Origin of the sequence: Rahnella sp. RcJ3 (assembly GCF_009498575.1) — a bacterium.
GTDB lineage: Bacteria > Pseudomonadota > Gammaproteobacteria > Enterobacterales > Enterobacteriaceae > Rahnella > Rahnella aceris.
Genome location: NZ_QSNX01000010.1, coordinates 19,279 through 43,217, shown reverse-complemented (window position 1 = coordinate 43,217; position 23,939 = coordinate 19,279). Strand labels below are relative to the sequence as shown.

At 48.3% G+C, this 23,939-nt stretch carries 24 protein-coding genes; 4 read left to right on the top strand and 20 right to left on the bottom strand.

Annotated elements, in window-relative coordinates:
* Positions 1-3: 3 nt before the first annotated feature.
* From DXU84_RS14415 to DXU84_RS14370, 10 genes are all read right to left on the bottom strand, one after another.
* Positions 4-1,050, bottom strand: coding sequence for a type II secretion system F family protein (locus tag DXU84_RS14415; protein ID WP_013577223.1), 1,047 nt, complete (start codon positions 1,048-1,050; stop codon positions 4-6).
* On the bottom strand, positions 1,034-2,563 hold the full coding sequence (locus DXU84_RS14410; RefSeq protein WP_013577222.1) for an ATPase, T2SS/T4P/T4SS family: 1,530 nt from the start codon (positions 2,561-2,563) through the stop codon (positions 1,034-1,036). The genes DXU84_RS14415 and DXU84_RS14410 overlap by 17 nt, the downstream gene beginning before the upstream one ends.
* The gene (locus DXU84_RS14405) at positions 2,560-3,063 is read right to left on the bottom strand and encodes a hypothetical protein (protein ID WP_153376092.1); all 504 of its coding nucleotides are present in this window, start codon (positions 3,061-3,063) and stop codon (positions 2,560-2,562) included. Before DXU84_RS14405 ends, DXU84_RS14410 begins: the two co-directional genes overlap by 4 nt.
* Positions 3,045-3,893, bottom strand: a complete 849-nt coding sequence (locus DXU84_RS14400; protein ID WP_153376090.1) for a hypothetical protein — start codon at positions 3,891-3,893, stop codon at positions 3,045-3,047. Before DXU84_RS14400 ends, DXU84_RS14405 begins: the two co-directional genes overlap by 19 nt.
* A 4-nt stretch (positions 3,894-3,897) precedes the next feature.
* Positions 3,898-4,335 (bottom strand): pilus assembly protein, encoded by a 438-nt coding sequence (locus DXU84_RS14395; protein WP_223510128.1) that lies wholly within the window; start codon positions 4,333-4,335, stop codon positions 3,898-3,900.
* Between the two features lie 138 nt (positions 4,336-4,473).
* Positions 4,474-5,922: a type II and III secretion system protein gene (locus tag DXU84_RS14390; RefSeq protein WP_013577218.1), complete on the bottom strand. Its 1,449-nt coding sequence runs from the start codon at positions 5,920-5,922 to the stop codon at positions 4,474-4,476.
* A 23-nt stretch (positions 5,923-5,945) separates the two neighbouring features.
* Positions 5,946-6,386, bottom strand: a complete 441-nt coding sequence (locus tag DXU84_RS25140) for a TcpQ domain-containing protein (RefSeq protein WP_223510127.1) — start codon at positions 6,384-6,386, stop codon at positions 5,946-5,948.
* 58 nt (positions 6,387-6,444) lie between these two features.
* The gene (locus tag DXU84_RS14380) at positions 6,445-8,112 is read right to left on the bottom strand and encodes a Tfp pilus assembly protein FimT/FimU (protein ID WP_153376086.1); all 1,668 of its coding nucleotides are present in this window, start codon (positions 8,110-8,112) and stop codon (positions 6,445-6,447) included.
* Between the two features lie 95 nt (positions 8,113-8,207).
* The gene (locus DXU84_RS14375) at positions 8,208-8,906 is read right to left on the bottom strand and encodes a prepilin-type N-terminal cleavage/methylation domain-containing protein (RefSeq protein WP_013577215.1); all 699 of its coding nucleotides are present in this window, start codon (positions 8,904-8,906) and stop codon (positions 8,208-8,210) included.
* A 598-nt stretch (positions 8,907-9,504) separates the two neighbouring features.
* A complete protein-coding gene (locus tag DXU84_RS14370) occupies positions 9,505-10,209 on the bottom strand; it encodes a pirin family protein (RefSeq protein ID WP_015690510.1) in 705 nt (234 codons plus the stop codon).
* 110 nt (positions 10,210-10,319) lie between these two features.
* Here DXU84_RS14370 and DXU84_RS14365 point away from each other — a divergent pair, with 110 nt between their 5' ends.
* Complete coding sequence (locus tag DXU84_RS14365) at positions 10,320-11,225, top strand: LysR family transcriptional regulator (RefSeq protein ID WP_013577213.1); 906 nt, start codon at positions 10,320-10,322, stop codon at positions 11,223-11,225.
* Positions 11,226-11,266: 41 nt separating this feature from the next.
* Here DXU84_RS14365 and DXU84_RS14360 read toward each other — a convergent pair whose 3' ends face one another.
* The 10 genes from DXU84_RS14360 to DXU84_RS14315 all read right to left on the bottom strand — a co-directional run bounded on the left by DXU84_RS14360 (position 11,267) and on the right by DXU84_RS14315 (position 18,415).
* Positions 11,267-12,250 carry a glutathione S-transferase family protein gene (locus DXU84_RS14360; protein WP_131638404.1) on the bottom strand — a complete coding sequence of 328 codons (984 nt, stop codon included), beginning with the start codon at positions 12,248-12,250 and terminating at the stop codon, positions 11,267-11,269.
* A gap of 174 nt (positions 12,251-12,424) precedes the next feature.
* Complete coding sequence (locus DXU84_RS14355) at positions 12,425-12,817, bottom strand: DoxX family protein (protein WP_013577211.1); 393 nt, start codon at positions 12,815-12,817, stop codon at positions 12,425-12,427.
* A 240-nt stretch (positions 12,818-13,057) separates the two neighbouring features.
* Positions 13,058-13,342 carry a YqjK-like family protein gene (locus DXU84_RS14350; protein ID WP_037035072.1) on the bottom strand — a complete coding sequence of 95 codons (285 nt, stop codon included), beginning with the start codon at positions 13,340-13,342 and terminating at the stop codon, positions 13,058-13,060.
* Entirely contained in the window at positions 13,339-13,746 is a 408-nt protein-coding gene (locus DXU84_RS14345; protein WP_013577209.1) for a phage holin family protein, read from the bottom strand. The genes DXU84_RS14350 and DXU84_RS14345 overlap by 4 nt, the downstream gene beginning before the upstream one ends.
* Before the next feature lie 2 nt (positions 13,747-13,748).
* On the bottom strand, positions 13,749-14,051 hold the full coding sequence (locus DXU84_RS14340) for a YqjD family protein (RefSeq protein WP_013577208.1): 303 nt from the start codon (positions 14,049-14,051) through the stop codon (positions 13,749-13,751).
* A 147-nt stretch (positions 14,052-14,198) separates the two neighbouring features.
* A complete protein-coding gene (locus DXU84_RS14335) occupies positions 14,199-14,576 on the bottom strand; it encodes a DUF1090 domain-containing protein (RefSeq protein ID WP_112151103.1) in 378 nt (125 codons plus the stop codon).
* Positions 14,577-14,708: 132 nt separating this feature from the next.
* Positions 14,709-15,092, bottom strand: a complete 384-nt coding sequence (mzrA, locus tag DXU84_RS14330; RefSeq protein WP_015690506.1) for an EnvZ/OmpR regulon moderator MzrA — start codon at positions 15,090-15,092, stop codon at positions 14,709-14,711.
* Positions 15,092-15,772 carry a DedA family protein gene (locus DXU84_RS14325; protein WP_013577205.1) on the bottom strand — a complete coding sequence of 227 codons (681 nt, stop codon included), beginning with the start codon at positions 15,770-15,772 and terminating at the stop codon, positions 15,092-15,094. The genes mzrA and DXU84_RS14325 overlap by 1 nt, the downstream gene beginning before the upstream one ends.
* 383 nt (positions 15,773-16,155) lie before the next feature.
* Positions 16,156-16,932, bottom strand: a complete 777-nt coding sequence (gene exuR, locus DXU84_RS14320) for a transcriptional regulator ExuR (RefSeq protein ID WP_013577204.1) — start codon at positions 16,930-16,932, stop codon at positions 16,156-16,158.
* Between the two features lie 190 nt (positions 16,933-17,122).
* Positions 17,123-18,415 (bottom strand): MFS transporter, encoded by a 1,293-nt coding sequence (locus tag DXU84_RS14315; RefSeq protein ID WP_013577203.1) that lies wholly within the window; start codon positions 18,413-18,415, stop codon positions 17,123-17,125.
* Between the two features lie 971 nt (positions 18,416-19,386).
* Between DXU84_RS14315 and uxaC the strand changes: the two genes are divergently transcribed.
* The 3 genes from uxaC (at position 19,387) to DXU84_RS14300 (ending at position 23,908) form a co-directional block, all read left to right on the top strand.
* On the top strand, positions 19,387-20,799 hold the full coding sequence (uxaC, locus tag DXU84_RS14310; protein WP_112197450.1) for a glucuronate isomerase: 1,413 nt from the start codon (positions 19,387-19,389) through the stop codon (positions 20,797-20,799).
* Positions 20,800-20,955: 156 nt separating this feature from the next.
* The gene (locus DXU84_RS14305; protein WP_153376084.1) at positions 20,956-22,407 is read left to right on the top strand and encodes a tagaturonate reductase; all 1,452 of its coding nucleotides are present in this window, start codon (positions 20,956-20,958) and stop codon (positions 22,405-22,407) included.
* A gap of 10 nt (positions 22,408-22,417) precedes the next feature.
* Positions 22,418-23,908, top strand: coding sequence for a UxaA family hydrolase (locus tag DXU84_RS14300; protein WP_037035079.1), 1,491 nt, complete (start codon positions 22,418-22,420; stop codon positions 23,906-23,908).
* Positions 23,909-23,939 lie beyond the last annotated feature (31 nt).

Here is a 23,939-nt window from a genome sequence, read left to right as displayed (position 1 = left end):
CCTTTAAAAAGAACCACTTGCGCCCATTTTCCCTAATGTATCCGAAAGGGCGAACAGTGCTGCGAAAACCCAAATCACACAGCCACCCAGTACAAGTGTCGAAAGTGATTTCAATAGCCCGGCTAGTTTTTTAATATATTCCTGAACATGTTCTCTGGACTTCGCTGAAACAGAACTAAGCACCTCATTAAATGAAGGTAATTCTGCATACAAGCTAATGTTAAGCAGCGTTTCAGGACCGAATAATCCTGTATTCAATGCATCCCCGTAACCCAGCCCAATAGCCATTTTCTCGCGCATGCCATTGATATGATGCTTCAGCCATCTGTTAGAGTTTAAGAGGATAATGGCGAGTCCGTCATTTAAAGGAATGCCATTTTTTAACATCAACGCAAGGTTGTTTATAAATATCGAGGCGACAATTTGTTTATAGGTCGAAAAGGGAAGGATCCGATCCAGAAATTTATTTCTGAACTGACCGCTAAAGTTGGAAATAATCGTCTTAATGAAAAAGACTGTCACCGTAATAACAATCAGTATATAAATCCACAGGCCGGCCACCAATGCTTTCCCGAAGGTATATAATGATTGTGTCACGCCAGGCCATTTGTTGACGGGAACGACACTTTCGAAAGCCGGGAAAACTTTCATCGAATATCCTGCGATGACAATAAGAGAAAGAATCATCATAATCACCGGGAAAAGCACGGCGGAAATAAGTTTGCTTTTCAACTCACTGTTATAGTTTATGACATTGACGAGCGTCATAAAGCCATCAGCCAGACTGCCGCTCTGCTCGGCCGCGTGAATAACGCTAAGTTCACTTTGGGGAACCAGACCATCAAACATAACGGCAATGGAGGCACCTTTAAGACCTGCCTTCATATTATTGGTTAACACGGAAATATTCTTCGCAAAACCCGGGCCTAACAGGCTTTTACCCTCGAGCTGAAGTTTGAGCAGGGAATCGTAAAGGGGCAGGTCTGTTCTGATCATGTCAGCACAGAACTTATAAAGAAAAAGCCGCTGTTTCTTACCGAACTTTGCCATGGATAATCTCCGAGTTGTCTTTATCTACATCGCCAAATTCCATACTGAACCAGGTAGCACAAACCCGACCACGAAGTACTTCCGCAAATACCTTTTCTTTTATTTCAAATCCCTCACTCAGACCCGGTGACGAGATGCGTTTTTTTCGCCATAAGGTGTAAACCTGTAACCACTCTTGTTTAGATATTGCGGCGAGTTCATCATATGTGGGTCGCATATATTCCATGACAAGTTGCCTGCCGCTTATACCGGTATGCTTACATTTTTCACACCCCCTTTCGTTTTGCTCGTAGAGGGTCATCAATTTCTCACCAAATGTGATTTCGACAGAATGATGGCAATGAGGACAAATAACAGGGACAAGTTTTTGACACTGCAATCCGGCAATAAAGCCCGGTGTGGAGAGTTTATCGCTGGTGATGCCCATGGCGGATAAGCGCTGTAGCAGGGAGACAATATTCCCTGCATGAACAGTCGTAAAACAGTAGTGACCGCTTTCAACTGCGCCGGCGAGGGCATTCGCGGAGATAGAGTCGCGGATTTCGCCCACCATCAGAACATCAGGATCGCGGCGTAATGCGGATTTGATAGCAGAATGGAAACCGCCACCTTCAACACTGACCACTGAGCTTTGTTTTGCTCCAAATATCTGATATTCGACAGGATCTTCTACAGTAAGAAAACAGCCTTTATTTCCATAACGGTTAACCTGCAGCCACTCCATCAGGTTCTTCAGAGTGGTGGATTTTCCTGAACCAGTGGTGCCCGCAATAAAATATGCCCCATAGGGATTACTGAGGATCTTTTTCAGATCTTCTAATTCTTCTTCCGATATACCGAGTTTATTGAGATTAGCGACGGCTCCTTTAGAGAGTCCTGATGGGATAATACGTAATACAGCATGAAAACAATCGTTCGTTTCACCAAAAATGGGAAAGTGGGCGTAGCGGAAACGAAAACTTAATCCGTTAAGCGTATAGAGAATATTGGCGCTTTGCGGAATAGTACGGTTCCAGGTGGTATCACGGGTGCTGGCTTGTACGTTGTACAGGACGAATACCAGCTCATCGCATTTGCTGGCAGGCATCTGCATCATTGGTAGCAGCATGCCATTTACCCTGACCTCAAGCTGCGCAAGAATATCATTGCGGGTGATATGAAGGTCACTGGCCCCCATATCAACGGCTTCAATCAATATGGCTTCAAGTTCCTTCTGCGTTTCACTAATATCCAGTGCAACACGGCTCTGTTTCTGCAAAGAAACAAGTTCATAAATTTTGAAATAAACGGCTTCTGTGACGCCCCCGATTCCGACAATCTTGTGACGATGGATGTCGTTCATTTTGCGAACTTCATATTGAAGAATATGCAGCTCTTCAATTAAAGAACGTTGAGAAACGAGATACTCCTGCGTGCCCAAACGGGCGAGCAACATGCGATCCTCAATTTCAGCAAAAGTCCATTCGCCGCTGTGTATGGAATCGTCCGTAAGTCGTATGAAATCCAGGATCACCGGGAGACTTCCTGAACAAATGACTGACGTCCGTTATTGCCCTGATGGACGGCATAACGTTTACCGTTGGCTAAGAAAATCTCTCCGATACGGACAAATACGATTTTTGTGCCCACGGAGACGGCTGCCTGTGTGATGCCAGCAATCTGCGACAGCATCATTATTTTCGGTTCGACAAGAGGGGCTTGTGAAGCCGGTTTAGCTTCTTTATCGTCAGATTCGCCACCCATGTTGCTCATCATTGGCACCTGAGTCAGTTCCGAGGCTTCACTTTTTATCTTTGCCATTTCCAGCCGCAACTTAGCGAGCGTCAGCTGTTGTGAAAGCTCACGCTGGGCCTGATTAAAAGCCACGTCATCTTCCATCAATCTGGAGATATGCTGCTGAATTGGAGCCGGGACTTCCCCGACAGGATCGCTGGTGGTTTTAACGTCATCAGCGAAACTGCCAGAAGAAAACAAAACAATCAGAGCTGTTAACATTAATTTCCGATTTTGCATACCATGACTCCTGAAATTTTATTATCTTTAACGCTATCGATTTTTTGAATAATAAACGCGTCCCCGAATGCTTGTCTTTCTAAAATACTGGCGACGTACAATACATCTATGCCATTTTTAGACGTTTTGGGTATTTCCATTTCCCAGTTCATCGTGTTAAGTCCGTAGTATTTACCTCTCCCTTTTTTGGCTATTTTATTTTCGTTCGTCTGCACAGGCGAACCAGGAAGGGAGACTATTTTTAATGTTTGCTGGATACCCGATATCGAGTTATAAGAATAAAGATAGTTTAATAAATCCCCGCAGAATGGCGCAGTAATATCTGCTTTGTTTTTATAGGCACTCAGTAACGGGTTATCACTCAGGCCTGATTGAATCCCCGAGAAATTAACCGCGTCATCTGAGAAAATCGCTGTATAATTTTCACCCCAAAAATTTTTCTGCGCTATATTAAATACATTGCCTTTATTCAGCTGATAACTAAATGAGCAGTTCTGTGGATCACAAACAAATGTTTCATTTGTATAATTGAATTCGGCCAGGATGTTTTGACTTTTTGAAATCTCAGACGCCAGTTTGGTGAATTGCGTGATGCTCCCACCCGTTAACGATTTCAAATAGTACTTTTCGACAGTTTTTATATCATTCGCTAATTGCTGTTCCTCACGACGTCTGACGTCCTCCTTCACCTGTGCTGGTTTATAGGCATAGAAATACCAGACGGTCACTCCGCCAGCAACAAGCAACAAGAGAACGACAACCGCAATCGCAACTTTAATGTTTCTGGAAAGCGGCTGAGAGTTTTTCTGTAATTTAAGTCCTTTTATCATATTGTTACCCGGAAATTATGCTATACAGAAATATTGAAGAACAAATAACAAGAAGGGCTACACCACCGGCCACACCTGTCCAGAATATTCGCTGCTTTTTTCTATAAATGAGTTGATTTTCTTTGCATGACTCAGCGATACAGTCTAACTGTGCAGGCGTTATTTCCGAGACGCGCAAACGTGAATATTTTGATTCAGGTAAAGACGACAATATTTCTCCAAAAAATGTCTCAGTGATAACGCAGTCACTTCCACTAATGATGATGCCGTCCATAATGATCAACAAATAAACTTTTTCGTCGCCCGCCATAAAGTGATAAAGGCCATCTCCGTAAAGTTTTCTGAGATGAACAGCAAAAGATTCACAACCCGGCGCTGTCTTTATGGAATAGCCAACGAGCTCGTTTGTCGTTATGTCATCCTGAACACGGTAAACATACATACGATGACTCCGACGTATATTTACCATCCATCGCATATATCCGGCGTCCATATTTTCATGGTTTGAGGAGTCCCAAATTAACCCCGTCAATATATTGTTACGCGACAACGTATTTAACATGATGTCCGTCTCCAATCGTTAACGGTTCAAAGGTGCCCGGTAATAGTCAATACCCACCACCATGACGACAGTATTTTCATTGTCAGCAGTACTTTGACCATAACCTAACATCTGGTATTCCTTGTCTTTGCTTAATTCATTTAGTTCATATTTTGCAACCATCAGTAAACTACCAGGGTTCACTGCTGTTGAATTAAACATTTCAGTTGTCGTGACATTGGGTAACTGAACCGTATCAAACACATCTATAGAGTTTAACTGGCTCTTGGTAAATCCACTGGTGACTTCGACACGACCATCGGTCATGACACGCGGAGTAATAATAAAGCTGGTGCCGGTAATGATTTCAGCGGTTTCGATCTCGACATCCTCGTCTCCGCTGTCTTTATTCACCGTGCGGGTACGGCCTGAGACGTAGTGCTGAGAATTAGTCATGTTGAGAGGAATGGGGGTGTTATTGCGTGTCACAAACGAACCACTTTGCAGCACCTTACTCCCGGTAAGTGAATACAGGGCATTTAGCTTCGCATCGATACTCAGTGCACGATCAGCGCCGCCAGCGACAGTCATACCGCCCCCTAACATATCCATCATTGACGTATCAATGACGACGCTGCTGCCCCCATCTATGTAAGACATATTCAGGCCAGCACCGTACTCTTCCAATTTCTCTTTATTAAGAGTGAAAATTTTGTATGTGACGACAAATTGCCGGTTATTATCGTCCTGATATTTTTTTAAGACGTCGCTCAGGACTTTATACTCTGACGGACGCCCGGTAAGCGTAACAATGGAGGCATCTTTAAAAATACTGTACATGCCGCTTGAAACATACTTCTCTGCCATGTCTTCGACATCATCCCAGAATGATGATTCGAATTTGGTTTCAGACTTTCCTTCCAGTCCGCCGTTACTGACTGCATCATTAGATAAGTCCAGACTGGCCTCGAACTTATTGTTCTCACCATAAAAATCAAGCTTAATAGCATAGACACTATAAGCATCGATTTTAAGAATATTATTCTCATCCAGATTGGCTTTTACATCGTACAGCGCGGAAATGTAACGCATGAACTCTTCAAAGGTTCCGGTGAAATTGATGCTGTGCGGCTCGATGCTGACTTTGCCGGCATCAGTTCCTTTCTGGCCAGGAATAGCCAAATTCATTCTGTGGCTAACCCCGGTTTGCGCCAGCAATACATCCAGAACGGTATTCAGGTCTGTAGGTTCATAAGAATTTATGGTGACTTTTTTAGCCAGTAAAATCTGACGCGTAGAACTGTAGTCTACTTTCGTGCCTAAATAAGCCGTGTCATATTTCACATAGGGCTTAACCTTCATTTCATCCGCAGACGTCGCGCCAGGTATAGCGTCTTTCACATTGCTACGTGAAAATTGTTTGTTGAAACTTTCTGCGCAACCTTGCAAGAGAAGAAACGCTATCATTAATCCAATTTTGGTTTTCATATCCCTATCCCGAAATAATTCCGTTACATATCATCAATAAGTAATACGTGATTCTTCTGATAATTTTTAATAATCAACCCGTAGTTTTCAGAAGAAAATAGCTTTCCTAACTCTGCCAGAACTTCATCGTCATTGTTTCCCACGAGGGAAATATGACTATAAATTAAGTAATCATTTTTGCTTTGCCAGAGCAGTTTATAACCCGCCTGTTCTGCCCATGTTTTAATTCCCTGACTTAACAGTTCACCACTGTTCAGTGTCAGCGTGACACTCACCGTTGCCGGAGTCAGAACAGAGATACTATCCCCACCAGAGAAAGGATTTCGCGGTGCGTCAGCCGGTTTACTTACAGGGGGAACCGAAGATGAATGTGATAAACTGCCATCTGCATTCACTGTCGCGTACGCACATTGTCCAAGGGCTATGAATAAAATCGTTATGCATCCCGCTATTTTAAATTTCATTTTCCTTCATCCTGAAAATTGTTAAAAACCTATTTTTAAATCATATATCAATGTTGAATTAATCCGGTGGCATGGGTACATGAGCATCCAGTTCAGGTTGCTTTATTGAACTACACCATGAGGTCAGTACAACGGAAAGTGAACTCGGATTAATAACGCTAACACCTTGCCCCGTCACATTGTCAAAAACACCGCTGGTTGCACTGATCACCCAGTAATCGCCGTTGGCATCATCTTTAATAAGATTCACTTGCACGGCGACGCCACTTAAATGATCTAATACACCTGTAGTGGTTCTCCGGTTATTTTCACTATTGGAAAAGTCGGTGAAGTCTCCACCGTCTTCATCTTCGCCTTCTGATGTTTCCAGCTTACCCACATCAGCCGCTATAGAAGAAATGGCGGCAGCCATTCTTGGGTAAAGCTGTCGCGGCACTTTCTGCGGGTCAGCGGGAGCGGGCGGAGCCAGAGGGCAAGTTTGTACGGGAAGCTTGATGTGGCCTGGTTCATCAGTGACTTTTTTATTGTAATTCTCCGGGTCATTAACAATGACATCATTGGTACCGGTGTCCTTTTTATTGCCAAAGGATTGGTAGGAAACCACTGGACTGGTCATTAATGCGACGACATTCCCTTTTTCCGGGTCAAATGCCTCACCTTCGAAAATGACATTGGCCATCAATGTACCTGTGACAATCTGATTATTCGCATTTTTAGCCGTCAGATGCATCACACCCTCATCCTGATTGCGTCCTGAGCCGTTTTCAACTTCAAGACAGTGAGTCATCATATTTTCTTTATAATTCCAGCACAGTTTATTTACACCGACTGAGCCGTCCGGCTTGACGTTTTTCCCCACGCCCGCCTTGAAACTGAAACGGACACCCAACTGCGCGATATTTTGATTCATATCGTCCAGATACGAAGCCATGCTTCCAAACGGAATAGCACTATCCGTGGCCTTGGCATTATTTGTTTTTAACAACTTCCAGCCGGTACCAAAGTTTGTGGCTTGTGTATTTTTTTCATCGTTACGATAGAGATAGTCGGCCTGAATGAACGTCAGATCGTAATGGGAAAATGCCTTGCTAAAGGCGGTGGCATAATTTTCGATGGAAAATTTATCAACATCACTTTTTCCATTACGTCCTGGATGAAAACTGATGAAAAAATCGACCTGATCAATCGCCCGCGAGTTATCCGGGCCGATCAGATCGACACGTTCGAGCACCAGATATTTATCCTGACTGTCCGGAGGTTGCTTACAGGGTAAGTCCTCCGTATTGAATTCGTCATCTGCAACTTTCTGATTAGTTGAGCTGTAGCAGCGGTGACTGGTGAAATAACCTCGTGCCTGAGTATTGTCCCATTTAATGTAATCATTCTTATCACTCGGTTCTTCATTTGGCTTATTATTAAAACGCGTGGCGTAAGCTTTTCCTTTTTCATCGGAAGTTAAAATGTCAGGGTTATAGAGAGGGTTAACGATAAAATCTAATTCACCATCCGCATCGACATCGGTGGTTAGTTGAATGTTATCTTTATTTACAAACTGTAAAAAGCCATGAATTTCACCTGCAAGTATATTGGTCAGATTTTCCCTTGCAACTGATTCGATTTGTTTTTTCTTATACAGGGAGAATGAGGTGAATACGACACCCATAATGCCCATGACGATAATCATTTCCAATAAGGTAAACCCTTTACTGTTTCTTACCCCTGGCATACACATTCTCATCATTTCAACGTCATCGAAAATGAGCCTGCAACAATAATCGCGGCAGGCTCCTGTTTTAATAAAGGATAGTTTTAACGCTTTACTTATTTACTGCCTAACACCAGCGCGTTGTCTGAACCGACGGAGCTATCACAAAAACCAGTGCCAACAATGGTTTCTGGAGTTAATTTGTCTTCAGTCAGCGTCTTAAGAATCGGCGCTGTAGCTGTGCCTGATAATGACGTTGGCGCCGATGCTAAATCTCCACCTGCAGCAACTTGCGCGGAAGCAACATAGTCCCATTGCCCGCCAATTTGAGATGCAATATTACGACAATCTTCTGTATCAAGACCATTAATAACAAGGTAGAAACCTTTCATCTTCGTATCAGCAGTCGCGTACTTAACACCACCCAATTCGAACGGGTCGTTTGATATACCATTGAAAGCTTCTCCAACGGAAATTTTACCCATTTTAACCAGAGTCGAAATGATTGAGCCTGTTGTATCGGTTGCACTACCGATATCCGATTTAGTCAGTGACGCTGCAGACGCAGTAGCCGGATATTCAGCGCTGTCTTTATAAGCTTCTGTTGTCCCCACACGGACTGAGTTAGTATTATCGGCTAATTCACTGATATCCTGTGCTGTGAAGGCACGGTTTGCCAACACAACTACACCCGCTGCAATAATACCGATAATGCCCAGAACGATGATGATCTCCAGTAAGGTAACACCACGCTGTTTTTTAAGTTCCTGATACTGATTTGCTTTACGCTTTAATGCAGTAATTGCATTTTTCATACCTTAATCCTTAGGCTTGAAATAAATTTTATAAATCACGTAGTAATACGATCCCGCTGGAATAGAGCAAGATTCTTATAAATAAGAAATATATAGACTAACGTCTTAATGTTGTTACTAACGTTTTAAAGGCAGTAGTTCATGGCCATTCCCTTTATAAAAAATCAATCCCATTAACCAGCGCCGGAAATCATAGAGCAAAAAAAAGAATGCGTATAGATAATAAATCGGATCAAACGAATTAAATGTTATTCATATGAACTATTAGGGGGTGTTAATAATAAGATCATTTTGATGAATATTATATATATAGTCATTGCCTGACTTCTAAATATAAATTTTAGTGATCATTCCGGGTTGGCTTTCACATGAGGAAAAGGTGTTTTTTGTACAGTGTTATCAATTGGATAGAAGGTTTTTTATTCCTTTTCTCTATCCATTTTTTCGAGTGAGCCTGTCGGGTAATGGCTGCTGTCAGATAGCTCATTTATTACGTATTTCCGTAACTCTTTTTATGGAATAATGTCATTCGAGCATTTAAAAAATGCCGGACAGGTTGCCCTGCGCGGCGTTTTATTTTCTTCGTATTCCTCAAAATTCATACCGGCATATCAATTAATAGTGCGCGTAACGGTGTAATGGCAGAAACCGTCAGGCTGTTTTCCTGATGGATAAACGCGCCATCGCCACAGGCTAGTTTTTGTAGCTCGCGGCTGACCGAACCCTGCGCATCAATCTGCCCGTGAATTGATTGCAAATAGGCGCGTGGTCCGCGAACCGGCAATGTTATTGCTTCACCCGCCGCCAGTGTCAGTTGATGGATCCACACATTTTGCCGCAGTTGCAGGCTTCCCTTTTCCCCGTCCGGTGAGGCCAGCAGGAAATGCGTCGCCTCCGGCAGTACCATTTTCTGCGTTAACGGATTCTCGTGTTCAGGGCAGGCATCCAGCCACAGTTGCATCCGCGTCAGGGGCTGGGTGGTGCTGGTGTTCAGTTCGCTGTAACTGACATTCGCCTGCGTCGACAGCAACGCAGCTTCACCGGCGCTGACCTGCATGCTGTTGCCTTCGCTGTCGCGGTATTCCGCCGAACCCTGCAACACCAGATTCAGCACATCCACGCGCGGATACGTGCGCGGCTGGAAACTGGCGCCGGGTGACAGCACTTCCTGATTCAGGACGCGCAGGGAAGCGTAGCCCATCAGCTTGGGATCAAAGTAATGGCCGAAGGAAAATGTATACCGTGCCTGGAGCCAGCCAAAGTCAGCGGTACCGCACTCTTTTGCCGTTCTGCTGGTAATCATGGCGGTCGCCTCTCTTAAAAATTTCGATGTATAAATGGTAAGCGTCTGGACGTGTGATTGTTAGCCAGTTAATCTGGTCGCTATATTCAAATTTCCTGAAAGAGAAGAGAATGGCTAAGGATCGCGCACTCACACTGGAAGCATTACGGGTCATGGATGCGATTGACCGCAGGGGGAGTTTCGCCGCTGCCGCTGATGAGCTGGGCCGCGTCCCGTCGGCATTGAGCTACACCATGCAGAAACTTGAAGAAGAGCTGGATGTGGTGTTATTTGACCGTTCAGGTCATCGGACAAAATTCACCAATGTTGGCCGGATGTTGCTCGAACGTGGACGAGTATTGCTGGAAGCCGCAGATAAACTGACAGTGGATGCCGAAGCACTGGCCCGCGGTTGGGAAACGCACATCACCATCGTGTGTGAAGCGTTATCGCCCGCTGCGCAGTTGTTCCCGCTGATTGAAAAGCTGGCGCTGAAAGCCAATACGCAGGTGTCTCTGTTAACCGAAGTGCTGGCCGGTGCGTGGGAACGTCTCGAGCAAGGCCGGGCGGATATTGTGATCGCGCCGGATATGCACTTCCGATCTTCCACCGAAATTAACAGCCGCAAGCTGTATAAGCTGGCCAGCATATACGTGGCTGCGCCGGATCACCCGATCCATCTTGAAGCGGAGCCGCTGTCTGACGTTAGCCGGGTTAAATACCGCGGGATTGCCGTGGCGGATACCGCCCGTGAGCGCCCGGTATTAACCGTTCAGTTGCTGGATAAACAGCAGCGTCTGACGGTCAGTACCATCGAAGAGAAGCGTAAAGCCTTGCTGGCGGGATTGGGCGTGGCGACGATGCCTTATCCGATGGTCGAGAAAGATATCGAGGAAGGGCGATTGCGGGTGGTGAGCGCGGAATATAACCGTGAAATCGACATTATTATGGCGTGGCGCCGTGACAGCATGGGCGAGGCAAAAGCCTGGTTCCTGCGTGAAATCCCTAAGCTGCTGGCTACGCGGGACGTGAAGTAATGTGTCCTTCCCCGTGTGAAAGGGGAAGGAGCCGAACGAAATCAAAAACGGCTATCGCGGCCGTGCTCAGAGTCTAAATCCTGCGCCGGTCCGGTGGAAATAATCCCGTAAGGATTGATGGTCGCGTGGCTGCGGAAATAGTGATTACGGATGTGCGCGAAATTCACCGTGTCGCGAATCCCCGGCATCTGGTAGATATCGCGCAGGAAACCGTACAGATTCGGGTAGTCGCTGATGCGGTAGCGATCGCATTTAAAGTGTGTGACATAGACGGGATCAAAACGCACCAGCGTGGTCCACAAACGCAGATCCGCCTCGGTCAGCTGATTGCCGGTCAGATAGCGATGTTTGCCCAGTAATTCCTCGGCACGTTCCAGTGCCGCAAAAACACCGTCAACCGCTTCATCGTAGGCTTCCTGAGATGTCGCAAAACCCGCCTTATACACCCCATTATTGATTTGCGGATACACCCACTCATTAATCTCATCAATCTCTGAACGCAACGCCTCGGGATAATAATCCCCGGCTTTGGCACCCACGGCATCAAACGCGCTGTTGAACATGCGGATGATATCGGCGGATTCATTGCTGACGATGGTCTGCTGCTTTTTATCCCACAGGATTGGCACGGTGACGCGGCCGGTGTAATCGTTCTGCGCGCGCAGATAGATTTCATAGGCGTAATTCAGATGATACAAATCATCACCGGTCGCGGCCGGGAAATCGGTGCCGAACGTCCAGCCGTGTTCCAGCATCAGCGGGTGCACGACAGACACCGGGATAATGTCTTCCAGCCCTTTCAGCGTACGCATCAGTAAGGTGCGGTGCGCCCACGGGCAGGCCAGCGAAACATACAGATGATAACGGTCGCGTTCTGCGGTAAAGCCGCCAACGCCGTGTTCGCCCGGCGTCCCATCAGGCGTTATCCAGTTACGAAACTGCGCTGCTGAACGTTTGAAATGACCGCCGGTCGACTTGGTGTCGTACCAGGTGTCCTGCCAAACGCCATTCACTAGTTGTCCCATTTTTCCTCCTTCCCCCTCATCCTTCGAGCCGCCGTGATGCAACCCGAATGATTTAGGGGAGATTTACAGATAAGTAATAAAAAAGGGCGAGGTGATAAATCACATCGCCCTGCAGGTCTGACTTATTGTCTTATTTAATTATAGCGTGGTTGCTGCTCCCTGGTGCCGGGGCAATTACCAGTTTTTCTTGATCAGGCGGTCGATGCTGAATGCGCCAGGGCCGGAAGCAAACAGGACGAAGAATCCACCCGCGATAGACAGGTTTTTCATGAACATCATCTGGTTCACGCCCTGTGCAAAATCAGTGTGGAAGATCAGCGCCGTCAGGATAGTGAAGATGGCGGTGATCAGCGCGGTGGTACGGGTAAAGAAGCCGAACAAGATTGCCAGACCGCCGCCAAACTCTAACAAGATAGTCAGTGGCAGGAAGAAGCTTGGTACGCCCATGGAAGCCATGTAACCCGCAGTCGCGGTGTAACCGTTAATTTTGCCCCAACCTGCAACAATAAACAGAATAGGCATCAGAATACGTGCAACCAGTAAAGCTGTGTCGTGTAACTTGTTCATCTTCGACTCCGAAAGTGGTGCGCCCAAATTGAGCTAAAAGTGTTACCGGTCCGGTCGGAAAATATTTCCTGCCGTTACCGCATCAGTTGATGACGAGATAATAAGTCGGATGAATAAGTTATGTTAGCAAGTAAATCTGTCTGAATGGTTCAAATAAATTGAACAGCCACCGTATTGTTATTCAAAAAGAAAAGGGCTGATTGTTTTTCAATCAGCCCTTTTTGCAGGATGGGTATCACGCTATTTGTTGCCGATGGTCTTGCGAAACAGACGTACCGTTCCCCAGATACCGAAAGCGCGCCGGGACCAGCGAACCACTGCACTGGGATGACGGATACCGTAAACAGCCAGCAGGCTTGAGCCTACGACCAGATATTTACGCATATCCACCAGTTTTACCCAGTAGTGATCCACTTTCGCGGTGGCATCCAGCCAGTCAGAACCGGCCTGAGAAAGCTCGCCACGCTGACGCTCAATTTTGCGCAGCAACCTGACTTTTTCGATAGCACGGTTCGGAATGCTCATAGCTCGTCATCCTTTTCCAGCAGGGCGCGATCGACGTCCAGTTGCTTTCGGGTGAGGCTAAGCAGTGTTGATCGTTTGGCTTTCGCCAGTGTCATCGCGCCAAGGATCACCGCCAGAAGCAGCAACACGCCGGTCGTTGTTGCTATCGCCGTAAGACGATAGGCCGGGTCAATGGCCCAGAATAAAACAACCAGCAAACTCATAAGACCAAAGGCAGTAAAGATCAGGGTAATACCGGCCATAAGCAGTAATTGGAAAATATTGGCCTTTTCCTCTTCCAGCTCAACCACAGCCAGCCGGACACGCGTTTCCACAATGCTCACCACCACGGTGGCAATGCGGGAAACGATGTCAAACAGGCCCTTACCCGGCCCTTGTGGCGAAGGTTTGATCGATTCAGCCATAATCAGCGGCGGGCTAACAGAACGCCAATCACAACACCGACCGCGGCACCAATACCGACGCCCGTCCAGGGTTTTTCATGCACGTAATCGTCAGCTTTACCGGCGATTTCTTTGGTCTGATAGGCAATCTTGTCACCTGTATCACTCAGACGCTCGCGGGTATCTTTGAGCAGGGATTCTGCTTTACCACGCAGTTTATCGAGTTCAGCTTTCGGCTTATCGGTAGAGGTCTGGAGAACTTCTTCCAGAGTATCTGCCAATGACTTGAGTTCAGCGCGCAGTTGTTCTGATGTATTACTAGCCATGTGTAAGTCACTCCATACGTTAACTGATTCGAACTTTTAACATAGCGGATATTCGGGTTATCGCAAATGCGAATTGTCTGTTTCAAAAGGCAAGATCGCTGTAAACCCGCTATGGCGTGAGGCAAAATCTGTCAGTCTGAAAAGCGATTAATGGCCTTCAGCCTCTTTCAGTTCAGACTTCGCTTCTTCCAGTTTTTGCTGTTTCTTGATGATTTTTTCGTGGTCGCCATTAGCCTGAACCTCTTTCAACTCTTGCTCACGTTCGGCAACTTTTTCACGTTTCTCTTCAACACGTTTCTGATTTTCTGCTTTCAGACCTGCATCGGTACAGTGCGCTTTATTTTCACGTAACGCTTTCTCCAGACCGTCAACGCGGTTCTGGTTTTTATGCGCCCGCGCTTCGTCGATCTGTTTCTGGATTTCCTGTTGTTTAGTCACGCAACTTTCCGGCTGAGGTGCGGCAAAAGCGGCAGTGGTAAACAGCAATGCAGGAACAAGAGTGAGGGCAGATAAAGTGATTTTCATCATCGGTTTTCCTTTTGACGTTTAAGCGAATGTGCACTTAATTCCATTTGTTGATGAGTTTTATGAATGCTAGCGTCTAAATTATATTACCGCTGAATATGTGGTGATATGAGACAAATCCTGCGCATGGTCTTATCCGAACTTAAGACGCTCACGATCCAGTTTCGACCCCCAGGTCGTGGCATGTTGAGGTTCGTAGTACTGGATAACGAATCCGGCAGGCAAAATGTCCTGCAATACGGTCTCCGCCAGTTTGCGTTGTGAGGCGGTGTCGAGTTGTACCACCAAAGCATCATTGAGCGGCGTAATGCTTTTGATGTGAATACCGCGCTGGCTCAGCCCCTGATAGACATAAAAACCATCGGGTAACGCGACGCCCGCTCTGGCAGGACGGATTTGCAGCGCACTGGTCGGTGCCGGAAGACGGGATACCGCCAGCCCGATCATAGTCGCCGCCGCCAGCAGCATGAGCAGCAGAGGCCAGATAAATGAACGTTTGAGTAATCTTCGGTTCATTATGCGTTCTTGCCTTTATTTTGACGGTCAGCGTGTTTTTTGCGCCACAGCACGACAATCGAACCGATCAGGCCGCCGACCAGCAGCAAAACAGGGAGCAGCATCAGGCAGTTCATCACCTGATCTTCATATTTCAGGAACAGCGGGGTTTTACCGAGAAAATACCCCAGCGAGGTCAGGATCAGGATCCACAACAATCCGCTCACCCAGTTGAAAAACTGGAAACGGCTATTGTTCAGGCCTGAAAGTCCGGCAATTGTTGGCAGCAGGGTGCGGACAAAGGCCAGAAAACGGCCGACTAACAAGGCGGAAAGACCGTGCTTATGGAAAAGCGCGTGTGCACGTTCATGATAATGCACGGGTAAATGCGCCAGCCAGCTTTGTACTATCCGGGTGTTGCCCAGCCATTTTCCCTGGGCGTAACTCAGCCAGCAACCGAGGCTGGCTGCGGTGGTCAGCAGGAAAATGGTTAAAGGGAAATTCATGGCATCTTTGGCGATCAAAACGCCAACAAGGATCAGCAGGCTGTCGCCCGGCAAAAAAGCCGCAGGCAACAAACCGTTTTCCAGAAAAATAATCATGAATAAAATCAGATACAACGCCCAGACTAATTGGGGATTAGCCAGGGTTTTATAATCTTGTTGCCAGAGGGCATCGATAAGCGAACTGATAATTTCCATCGGTGTTGTAAAACTCCATCATTTTCAGTGGGTCAGCGAAAGACATCAGCGGAGAATTTGTCTCGACGCTGCCTGTTTTGCTGATAAGGTCGCCTCTTCCCTGGCGGGCTTTCTGGTCATGAGTTTTTCGGGGATTTACGCGTCTCCGGGCCTGTTTCACTCGGCATGGACGGGTAAAAAAAGTGGTCTAACTGTAACAAAATAACAATAACTCAGACAGGTAAATATAGCGCGTTGAGACTGATCATTTAAGTCTGAAGCACGTTATGGAAAAGGGTTTTACATTGGCTGACACTACTCGACAGTGCCTGACAGGATTGGCGGGGGCAAAGCAGAGGCACGAAAAAGGCAGGTTGGGAGAATAAACCTGCCTTAAGGGGAATTTATTTAGAATTGAGTACCGGCGGGTCGAGATGAACTACCGGGTTTTCTGAATAAAGATAACGGTCTACGTTAAACTCGAAATCATCGCTGGTCGCGCGGAAAAGCATTTGTTTGGTGTTTTCCAGATGCTGCCACATTGCCAGTTTGGCGGCGTGGGGATCACGGCGGATCAGCGCTTTTAAAATCAGATCGTGTTCTTCACACCAGCTCTCAATGGACTTCTCATCAATGTGCTCATGCAGTTTGCGCCAGTAAGGGTTATGCAAGCGCTGGCTCCACATCTTCTCAACGATGGTCGCCAGCGCACTGTTTTGCGTGGCCTGTGCGACCTGCACATGGAATTTTAAATCCCATTCTGAATCGCGGAAGCGGTCTTCCTGGCGGGCATGCTCCTGAATTTCCATCAGACGCATGATGTCCTGCTTGGTGACTTGTGTGGCGGCGAATTCAGCGATGTTACTTTCAATCAGCTGACGTGCCTGTAACAGCTCAAACGGACCGGCAGTGCCAAACTCGCTGCCACAATCGGGCACAACAAGGTGGCGCTGCTGATTTGACATCACATGAATTCCCGACCCTTTACGGACTTCCACATAACCTTCAACTTCCAGCATGATAATCGCTTCACGCACGACCGTGCGACTGACATCCATTTCATCTGAAATCAGACGTTCAGCGGGCAGCTTTTCGCCAACCGGATACAAGCCTGTTTCGATGCGTTCCTTGAGCGTGGCAGCCAGTTGTTGATATAGGCGTCTGGTGTCTGTGGATTCCATATGAGTGCTCTTTAAAGTAGTGAAACCTGTAAGAAATGAGTGTCGGACAGACCTGTGAACTTATTATACAAGTGCCAGTATACGTTTTACGAAAGTTTGATGCACCGTGCATCGGACAGAAAGGCATGGGAGAAATGTCAGAAAAATGCAAAGCCCGGTAAAGAGAGTTACCGGGCTGACGAACAGACGTTTAGGCTTTTGCGGTTTTCAGCGGAGCCGGGACAGGTTCTACTGCAGAACGGTTCTGCAGGACTGTCCAGATAATGATGGCGCCGAGCAGATCGAACACGGCAAGGGCGGCGAACAGCGGGCTGAAACCGATGGTATCGGCCAGCGCCCCGACCACCAGTGCAAACATGGTACTTGCCATCCAGGCCGCCATACCGGTCAGACCGTTGGCGGTAGCCACTTCGTTACGACCGAACACATCAGATGACAGAGTGATCAGCGCTCCGGACAGTGACTGGTGAGCAAAACCACCGACACATAACAAAGCAATAGCGGCGTAAGGGCTGGTGAACAAACCGATCATGCCAGGGCCAATCATCAGAACCGCCCCCATGGTGACAACCATTTTACGGGAAACGATCAGATTAACTTTGAAGTACTTCTGGAATAACGGTGGCAGATAGCCGCCCAGGATACAGCCGAGGTCGGCAAACAGCATCGGCATCCAGGCAAACATCGCGATTTCTTTCAGATTGAAACCATACACTTTGAACATGAACAGCGGGATCCAGGCGTTGAATGTTCCCCAGGCGGGTTCAGCCAGGAAACGTGGCAGCGCGATGCCCCAGAACTGACGGTTACGCAGGATCTGCCAGGCAGACATTTTCTTGCCGTTGTTGGTCTGATGCTGTGCTTCCTGACCTTCCAGAATGTAGGTGCGTTCTTCTGCGCTGAGTTTCTTCTGATCTTTAGGGTGCTTATAGAACACCAGCCAGCTCAGTGCCCAGATCAGGCTCAGTACGCCGGTAATGATGAAGGCCAGTTGCCAGCTATGCATCACGATGCACCAGACGACCAGCGGCGGCGCAATCATGCCGCCAATAGATGAACCCACGTTGAAGTAACCGACGGCAATAGAACGTTCTTTTGCCGGGAACCATTCGCTGCTGGCTTTGAGGCCGGCAGGGATCATGGCCGCTTCTGCCATACCGACTGCACCGCGGGCGATGGCCAGGCCACCCCAGCTACTTGCCAGCGCCGTCGCCATACAGAAGATGGCCCACATAATAGCGAACATCGCGTAACCGACTTTGGTGCCCATGACGTCGAGAACGTAACCGGCGACCGGCTGCATCAGGGTGTAGCAGGCGGAATAGGCGGCGATAATATAGGAATATTGCTGTGTGGTGATGTTTAACTGGCTCATCAGCGTTGGCGCTGCAGCCGCAATGGCGTTACGTGTCAAATAACCTAATACAGTGCCGCAGGTGACGAGTGCGATCATGTACCAGCGTAACCCTTTAATCTTACCCATTTAACTCTCTCCCAGTAAATAATCCGGCGATGACAACATCAGGCTGTCAGGGCGTATTTCGCACCACCTGAACAAGCGTGGGGGTTCTGGCTTTCCTTAAAGTGTTTTCGGGAACGTTGCCGCCAGATGATTTCACTGGGAGCTGCCCGTGTTATTACGCACTGCGTTATTGTTATCTGTGCGTAAGGGTCCGATGAACGTCCTGAACACCAGAATTACTGCTTCGCCATGGGGCTGACTGCACCCGGGAAGTGTTTTGCCCGGACAACAGCGAAAGGACGTGGCAGGTAATCTCTGACGCTCTTGTCCGGGCGATGCAAAGATAACTTGTCATACAGATTTAAAATTTGAATGACATCACAAAACCACATTTATATTGTGTGGTTACTTAACTTTTTTAACTTCACGGTTATTTACTTGATTTTACAATGAAAACTGTATTTTGATTGATCAGGTTCACACTTTTCTGTCAATGCTTAACAATGACAGCCTGAAAAATGAAACGTAATTGGTGTGACAACTTTACGAAATGATCACATTTATCGTGAGCAGTTAATGAACACTGTTATCTGGTAAAAATTGACCGATGCAGGCCGCCTGAAGGGCAAATGGATTACATAAGCCCTGCTGGCGTGGGAAGAGAGATAATGAGGCCGAAGCCCGGTTGAATGTCCGCAAGCCGGCGCGCACTTTTTAGGTTTTGTCACATTTGGTACGAAATAACTTGTCATACAGATTTAAAGTTTGAGTGACATCACAAAATGACACTCTAATTGTGAGGATAATAAGCACCAGCAGCTGATGACGCTAAAGTCATTATTTTACAGAGAATTAGTTTGTTTTTTTGGAATGAAATCAGTCATTTTAATGGCTTTGGTGCATTAAAAAGTACTGGACGATAGCTTAAATTGGTGTGATAACTTCGCACCATTGAGTGACAACTCTACAGAATTCATGATGAGGAACCTAAGATGGCGCAGTTTTTAACGGAAGACTTCCTTCTCGACACAGAATTCGCACGTCGCCTGTATCACGACTACGCGAAAGATGAGCCAATTTTTGACTACCACTGCCATTTGCCACCTGAGCTGATTGCGCAGGACTATAAATTCAAAAACCTGTATGACATTTGGCTGAAAGGCGATCACTACAAATGGCGCGCAATGCGTACCAACGGTGTGCCTGAGCGGATGTGTACCGGCGATGCCAGCGACCGCGAGAAATTTGACGCCTGGGCTGCAACGGTTCCCCACACGATCGGTAACCCGCTGTACCACTGGACGCACCTTGAGCTGCGCCGTCCGTTTGGCATCACCGGTAAACTGCTTTCCCCGTCTACCGCGGGCGAAATCTGGGAGCGCGGTAATGAATTGCTGGCGCAGGATGCATTCTCTGCCCGCGGCATCATGAAACAGATGAACGTGAAAATGGTCGGCACTACCGATGACCCGATTGATTCTCTGGAACATCATAAAGCGGTGGCACAAGACTCCGGCTTTGATGTCAAAGTGCTGCCAAGCTGGCGCCCGGATAAAGCCTTCAACATTGAAGCGGCAACCTTCGTCGATTACATGAAGAAACTCGAAGCCGCGGCGGATGTCTCCATTACCCGTTTCAGCGATCTGCGTGATGCCCTGAAAAAACGTATGGATCACTTTGCGGCGCACGGCTGCAAAGTGTCAGACCACGCGCTGGATGTAGTGGTTTACGGCGAAGCGGATGATGCGACTCTGGACGGCATTCTGTCCCGTCGTCTGAGCGGTGAAACGCCAACTGCGCAAGAAATTGCTCAGTTCAAAACCGGCGTTCTGCTGTATCTGGCTTCTGAATATCAACGTCGTGAATGGGTACAGCAGTATCACATTGGCGCGCTGCGTAATAACAACACCCGTATGTTCCAGCTGATTGGCGCAGACGTTGGTTTCGACTCCATTAACGACCAGCCACTGGCCGAGCCGCTGTCCAAATTGCTGGGCGCGCAAGGTCTGGCCGGTGGCCTGCCAAAAACCATTCTGTACTGCCTGAACCCGCGTGATAACGAAGTGATCGGCACCATGGTCGGTAATTTCCAGGGTGAAGGGATGCCGGGCAAAATGCAGTTCGGTTCCGGCTGGTGGTTTAACGACCAGAAAGACGGCATGCAACGTCAGATGACACAGCTCGCCAACCTCGGCTTACTCAGCCGTTTCGTCGGCATGCTGACTGACAGCCGCAGTTTCCTGTCCTATACGCGTCATGAATATTTCCGTCGCATTCTGTGCCAGATGATTGGTCGCTGGGTGGAAGAGGGCGAAGCACCGGCAGACATCGAACTGCTGGGCAGCATGGTGAAAAACATCTGCTTCGATAACGCGAAACAGTATTTCCAGATTGAACTGAACTGATCGGCTTGAACTGAGTAGCACGACGGAGCGCAGGTTCCTGCGCTCCTGAAATAAACATTGAAATAACAAACAACTATCCCAACAGATAACGACGGCCATAGGGCAATTTTCCCGCCCTCAAAGACCGGAGTCTGAGCAAATTAAGGTGAATGTGAGATGCAAAGGTTAAATCGCCGTGACTTCCCTGGCCGTCAACATCCGGACAAAATTATTCAATTCGGTGAAGGTAATTTCCTGCGGGCGTTTGTCGACTGGCAAATCGACCTGCTGAATGAACATACCGATCTGGATGCCGGGATCGTGGTTGTTCGTCCGATTGACACTGACTTTCCGCCTTCACTCAGCACGCAGGATGGTCTGTACACCACCATCATCAGCGGTCTGAACGAGCAGGGGGAAACGGTGCGTGATACCCGGATCATCCGCTCCGTTAACCGCGAAATTAATATCTATCACCAGTTTGATGAATACCTGGCGCTGGCCCGTGACCCGAATATCCGCTTCGTGTTTTCTAACACGACCGAAGCCGGTATCAGCTATGTCGAAAGCGACCGTCCGGACGATACGCCTCCGGCCAGCTTCCCGGCTAAACTGACCCGGTTGCTGTTCGAGCGTTTCAACCATTTCTCCGGCGCGGCCGATAAAGGCTGGGTTCTGCTGCCATGCGAACTGATCGACTACAACGGTGAAGCGTTGCAGGAACTGGTGCTGCGTTACGCACAACTTTGGGCATTGCCAGCGGCATTCATCCAGTGGCTGAAAAACAGCAACACCTTCTGCTCAACGCTGGTTGACCGCATCGTTACCGGTTATCCGCGCAGTGAAGTCGACAGCCTGCAGGAAGAACTGGGTTATCAGGACAGCTTCTTCGACAGTGCCGAACACTTCTATTTATTCGTCATTCAGGGGCCAAAAAGTCTCGCGCAGGAACTGCGTCTGGACAAGCTGCCGCTGAATATCCGTCTGGTTGACGACATCAAACCGTATAAAGAACGCAAAGTGGCGATCCTTAACGGCGCACACACCGCGCTGGTGCCGGTGGCCTTCCTGTCAGGGCTGAACACCGTTGGCGAATCCATGAATGATGCGCAAATCAGCCGCTTTGTCGAACTGGCGATCGCTGAGGAAATCTCGCCGATGCTGGATTTGCCACAGGATGAACTGACGTCCTTTGCCCAGGCGGTACTCAGCCGTTTCCGCAACCCGTTCATTCAGCATCAGCTGCTGTCGATTGCCCTGAACGGCATGACCAAATACCGCACCCGCATTCTGCCGCAACTGCTGGCGAGCCAGGAAAAGAATCAGCTTCTGCCTCCGCGCCTGACCTTTGCACTGGCAGCCTTGCTGGCGTTTTACCGTGGTGAACGTAACGGTGAAATTTATCCGCTGCAGGACGATGCACACTGGTTGAGCCGTTTCTCCGAATTGTGGGGTAACGTGCGTAATGGCAGCCTGCCGTTGGCCGGGCTGGTCGAAACCGTGCTGGCAGATGAAGAACACTGGGGACGTGACCTGAATACCGTGCCGGGTCTGACTGCAAAAGTGACCGAACAATTGCAGTCGATTGAAGACCTTGGCATGCGTGACGCGTTGGCGGCTTACAGCTAAGAGAGCAACTATGCAAAGTATCATTCAAATTCATACCGCTGATAACGTCGCCGTCGCGTTGCGCGATATCGACGCGGGCGAGCAGGTCGAAGCAGGCGGTCACACCGTCGTGTTGGCTCAGCCGGTTGCCCGTGGCCACAAGTTTGCCCTTCGCCAGATTGCGGCGGGGGAGAACATTGTTAAATACGGCCTGCCGATCGGGCATGCGCTGACGGCGATTGAGCCGGGTGTGCATATTCATTCGCAAAACGGCAAAACTAACCTGAGTGATCTGGACGAATACCAGTATCAGCCGGATTTCGCCAGCCTGCCGGAACAGATGGCGGATCGCGATGTGCAGATCTTCCGTCGTAAAAATGGTCAGGTGGGGATCCGTAACGAGCTGTGGTTGATCCCGACCGTTGGTTGCGTCAACGGGATAGCCCGCCAGATCCAGACACGTTTCCTGAAAGAAACCAATGACGCGGAGGGTACCGACGGCGTTTACCTGTTCACGCATCCGTTCGGTTGTTCGCAACTGGGTGACGACCATGTGAACACCCGTACTATGCTGCAAAATATGGTACGCCATCCGAATGCGGGTGCGGTGCTGGTGATCGGCCTTGGTTGTGAAAACAATCAGGTGGACGTGTTCCGTGAAACGCTGGGCGAAGTGGACGAAGAGCGCGTGCGTTTCATGACGCTGCAAAAGTTCGACGACGAAGTGGAAGCCGGTCTGGAACGCCTGCGCGAACTGTATGCTGTAATGCGTGACGATAAACGCGTTGCCGGTAAACTCAGCGAACTGAAATTCGGTCTGGAATGTGGTGGCTCTGATGGTTTATCGGGTATCACCGCTAACCCGCTGCTGGGGCGTTTCTCCGACTACGTGATCGCCAACGGCGGCACTTCCGTGCTGACCGAAGTGCCTGAAATGTTTGGCGCAGAACGTATTCTGATGAGCCGTTGTCGCGATGAAAGTACGTTTGAAAAAACCGTTCACATGGTGAATGATTTCAAACAGTACTTCATCGAACATAATCAGCCGATTTACGAGAACCCGTCTCCGGGTAACAAAGCCGGTGGCATCACTACGCTGGAAGAAAAATCGCTGGGCTGTACACAAAAAGCTGGCCAAAGCCCGGTAATGGACGTGCTGAAATACGGCGAACGCCTGACTACGCCGGGGCTGAACCTGCTGAGTGCGCCGGGTAACGACGCCGTCGCCACCAGTGCGCTGGCAGGTGCGGGCTGTCATATGGTGCTGTTCAGTACCGGACGCGGCACGCCTTACGGCGGTTTTGTGCCGACGGTGAAACTGGCAACCAACAGTGAACTGGCCACGAAAAAACCGCACTGGATCGATTTCGATGCCGGACGCCTGATCCACGATGTCAGTATGGATCAGTTACTGGGTGAATTTGTGGATCTGATCGTGGCGATCGCCGATGGCCGCAAAGCCAAAAACGAACTCAATGATTTCCGCGAATTAGCCATTTTTAAAAGCGGTGTCACATTGTAACCGGTCAGGTTTATCGTTAGGATGAAACGGC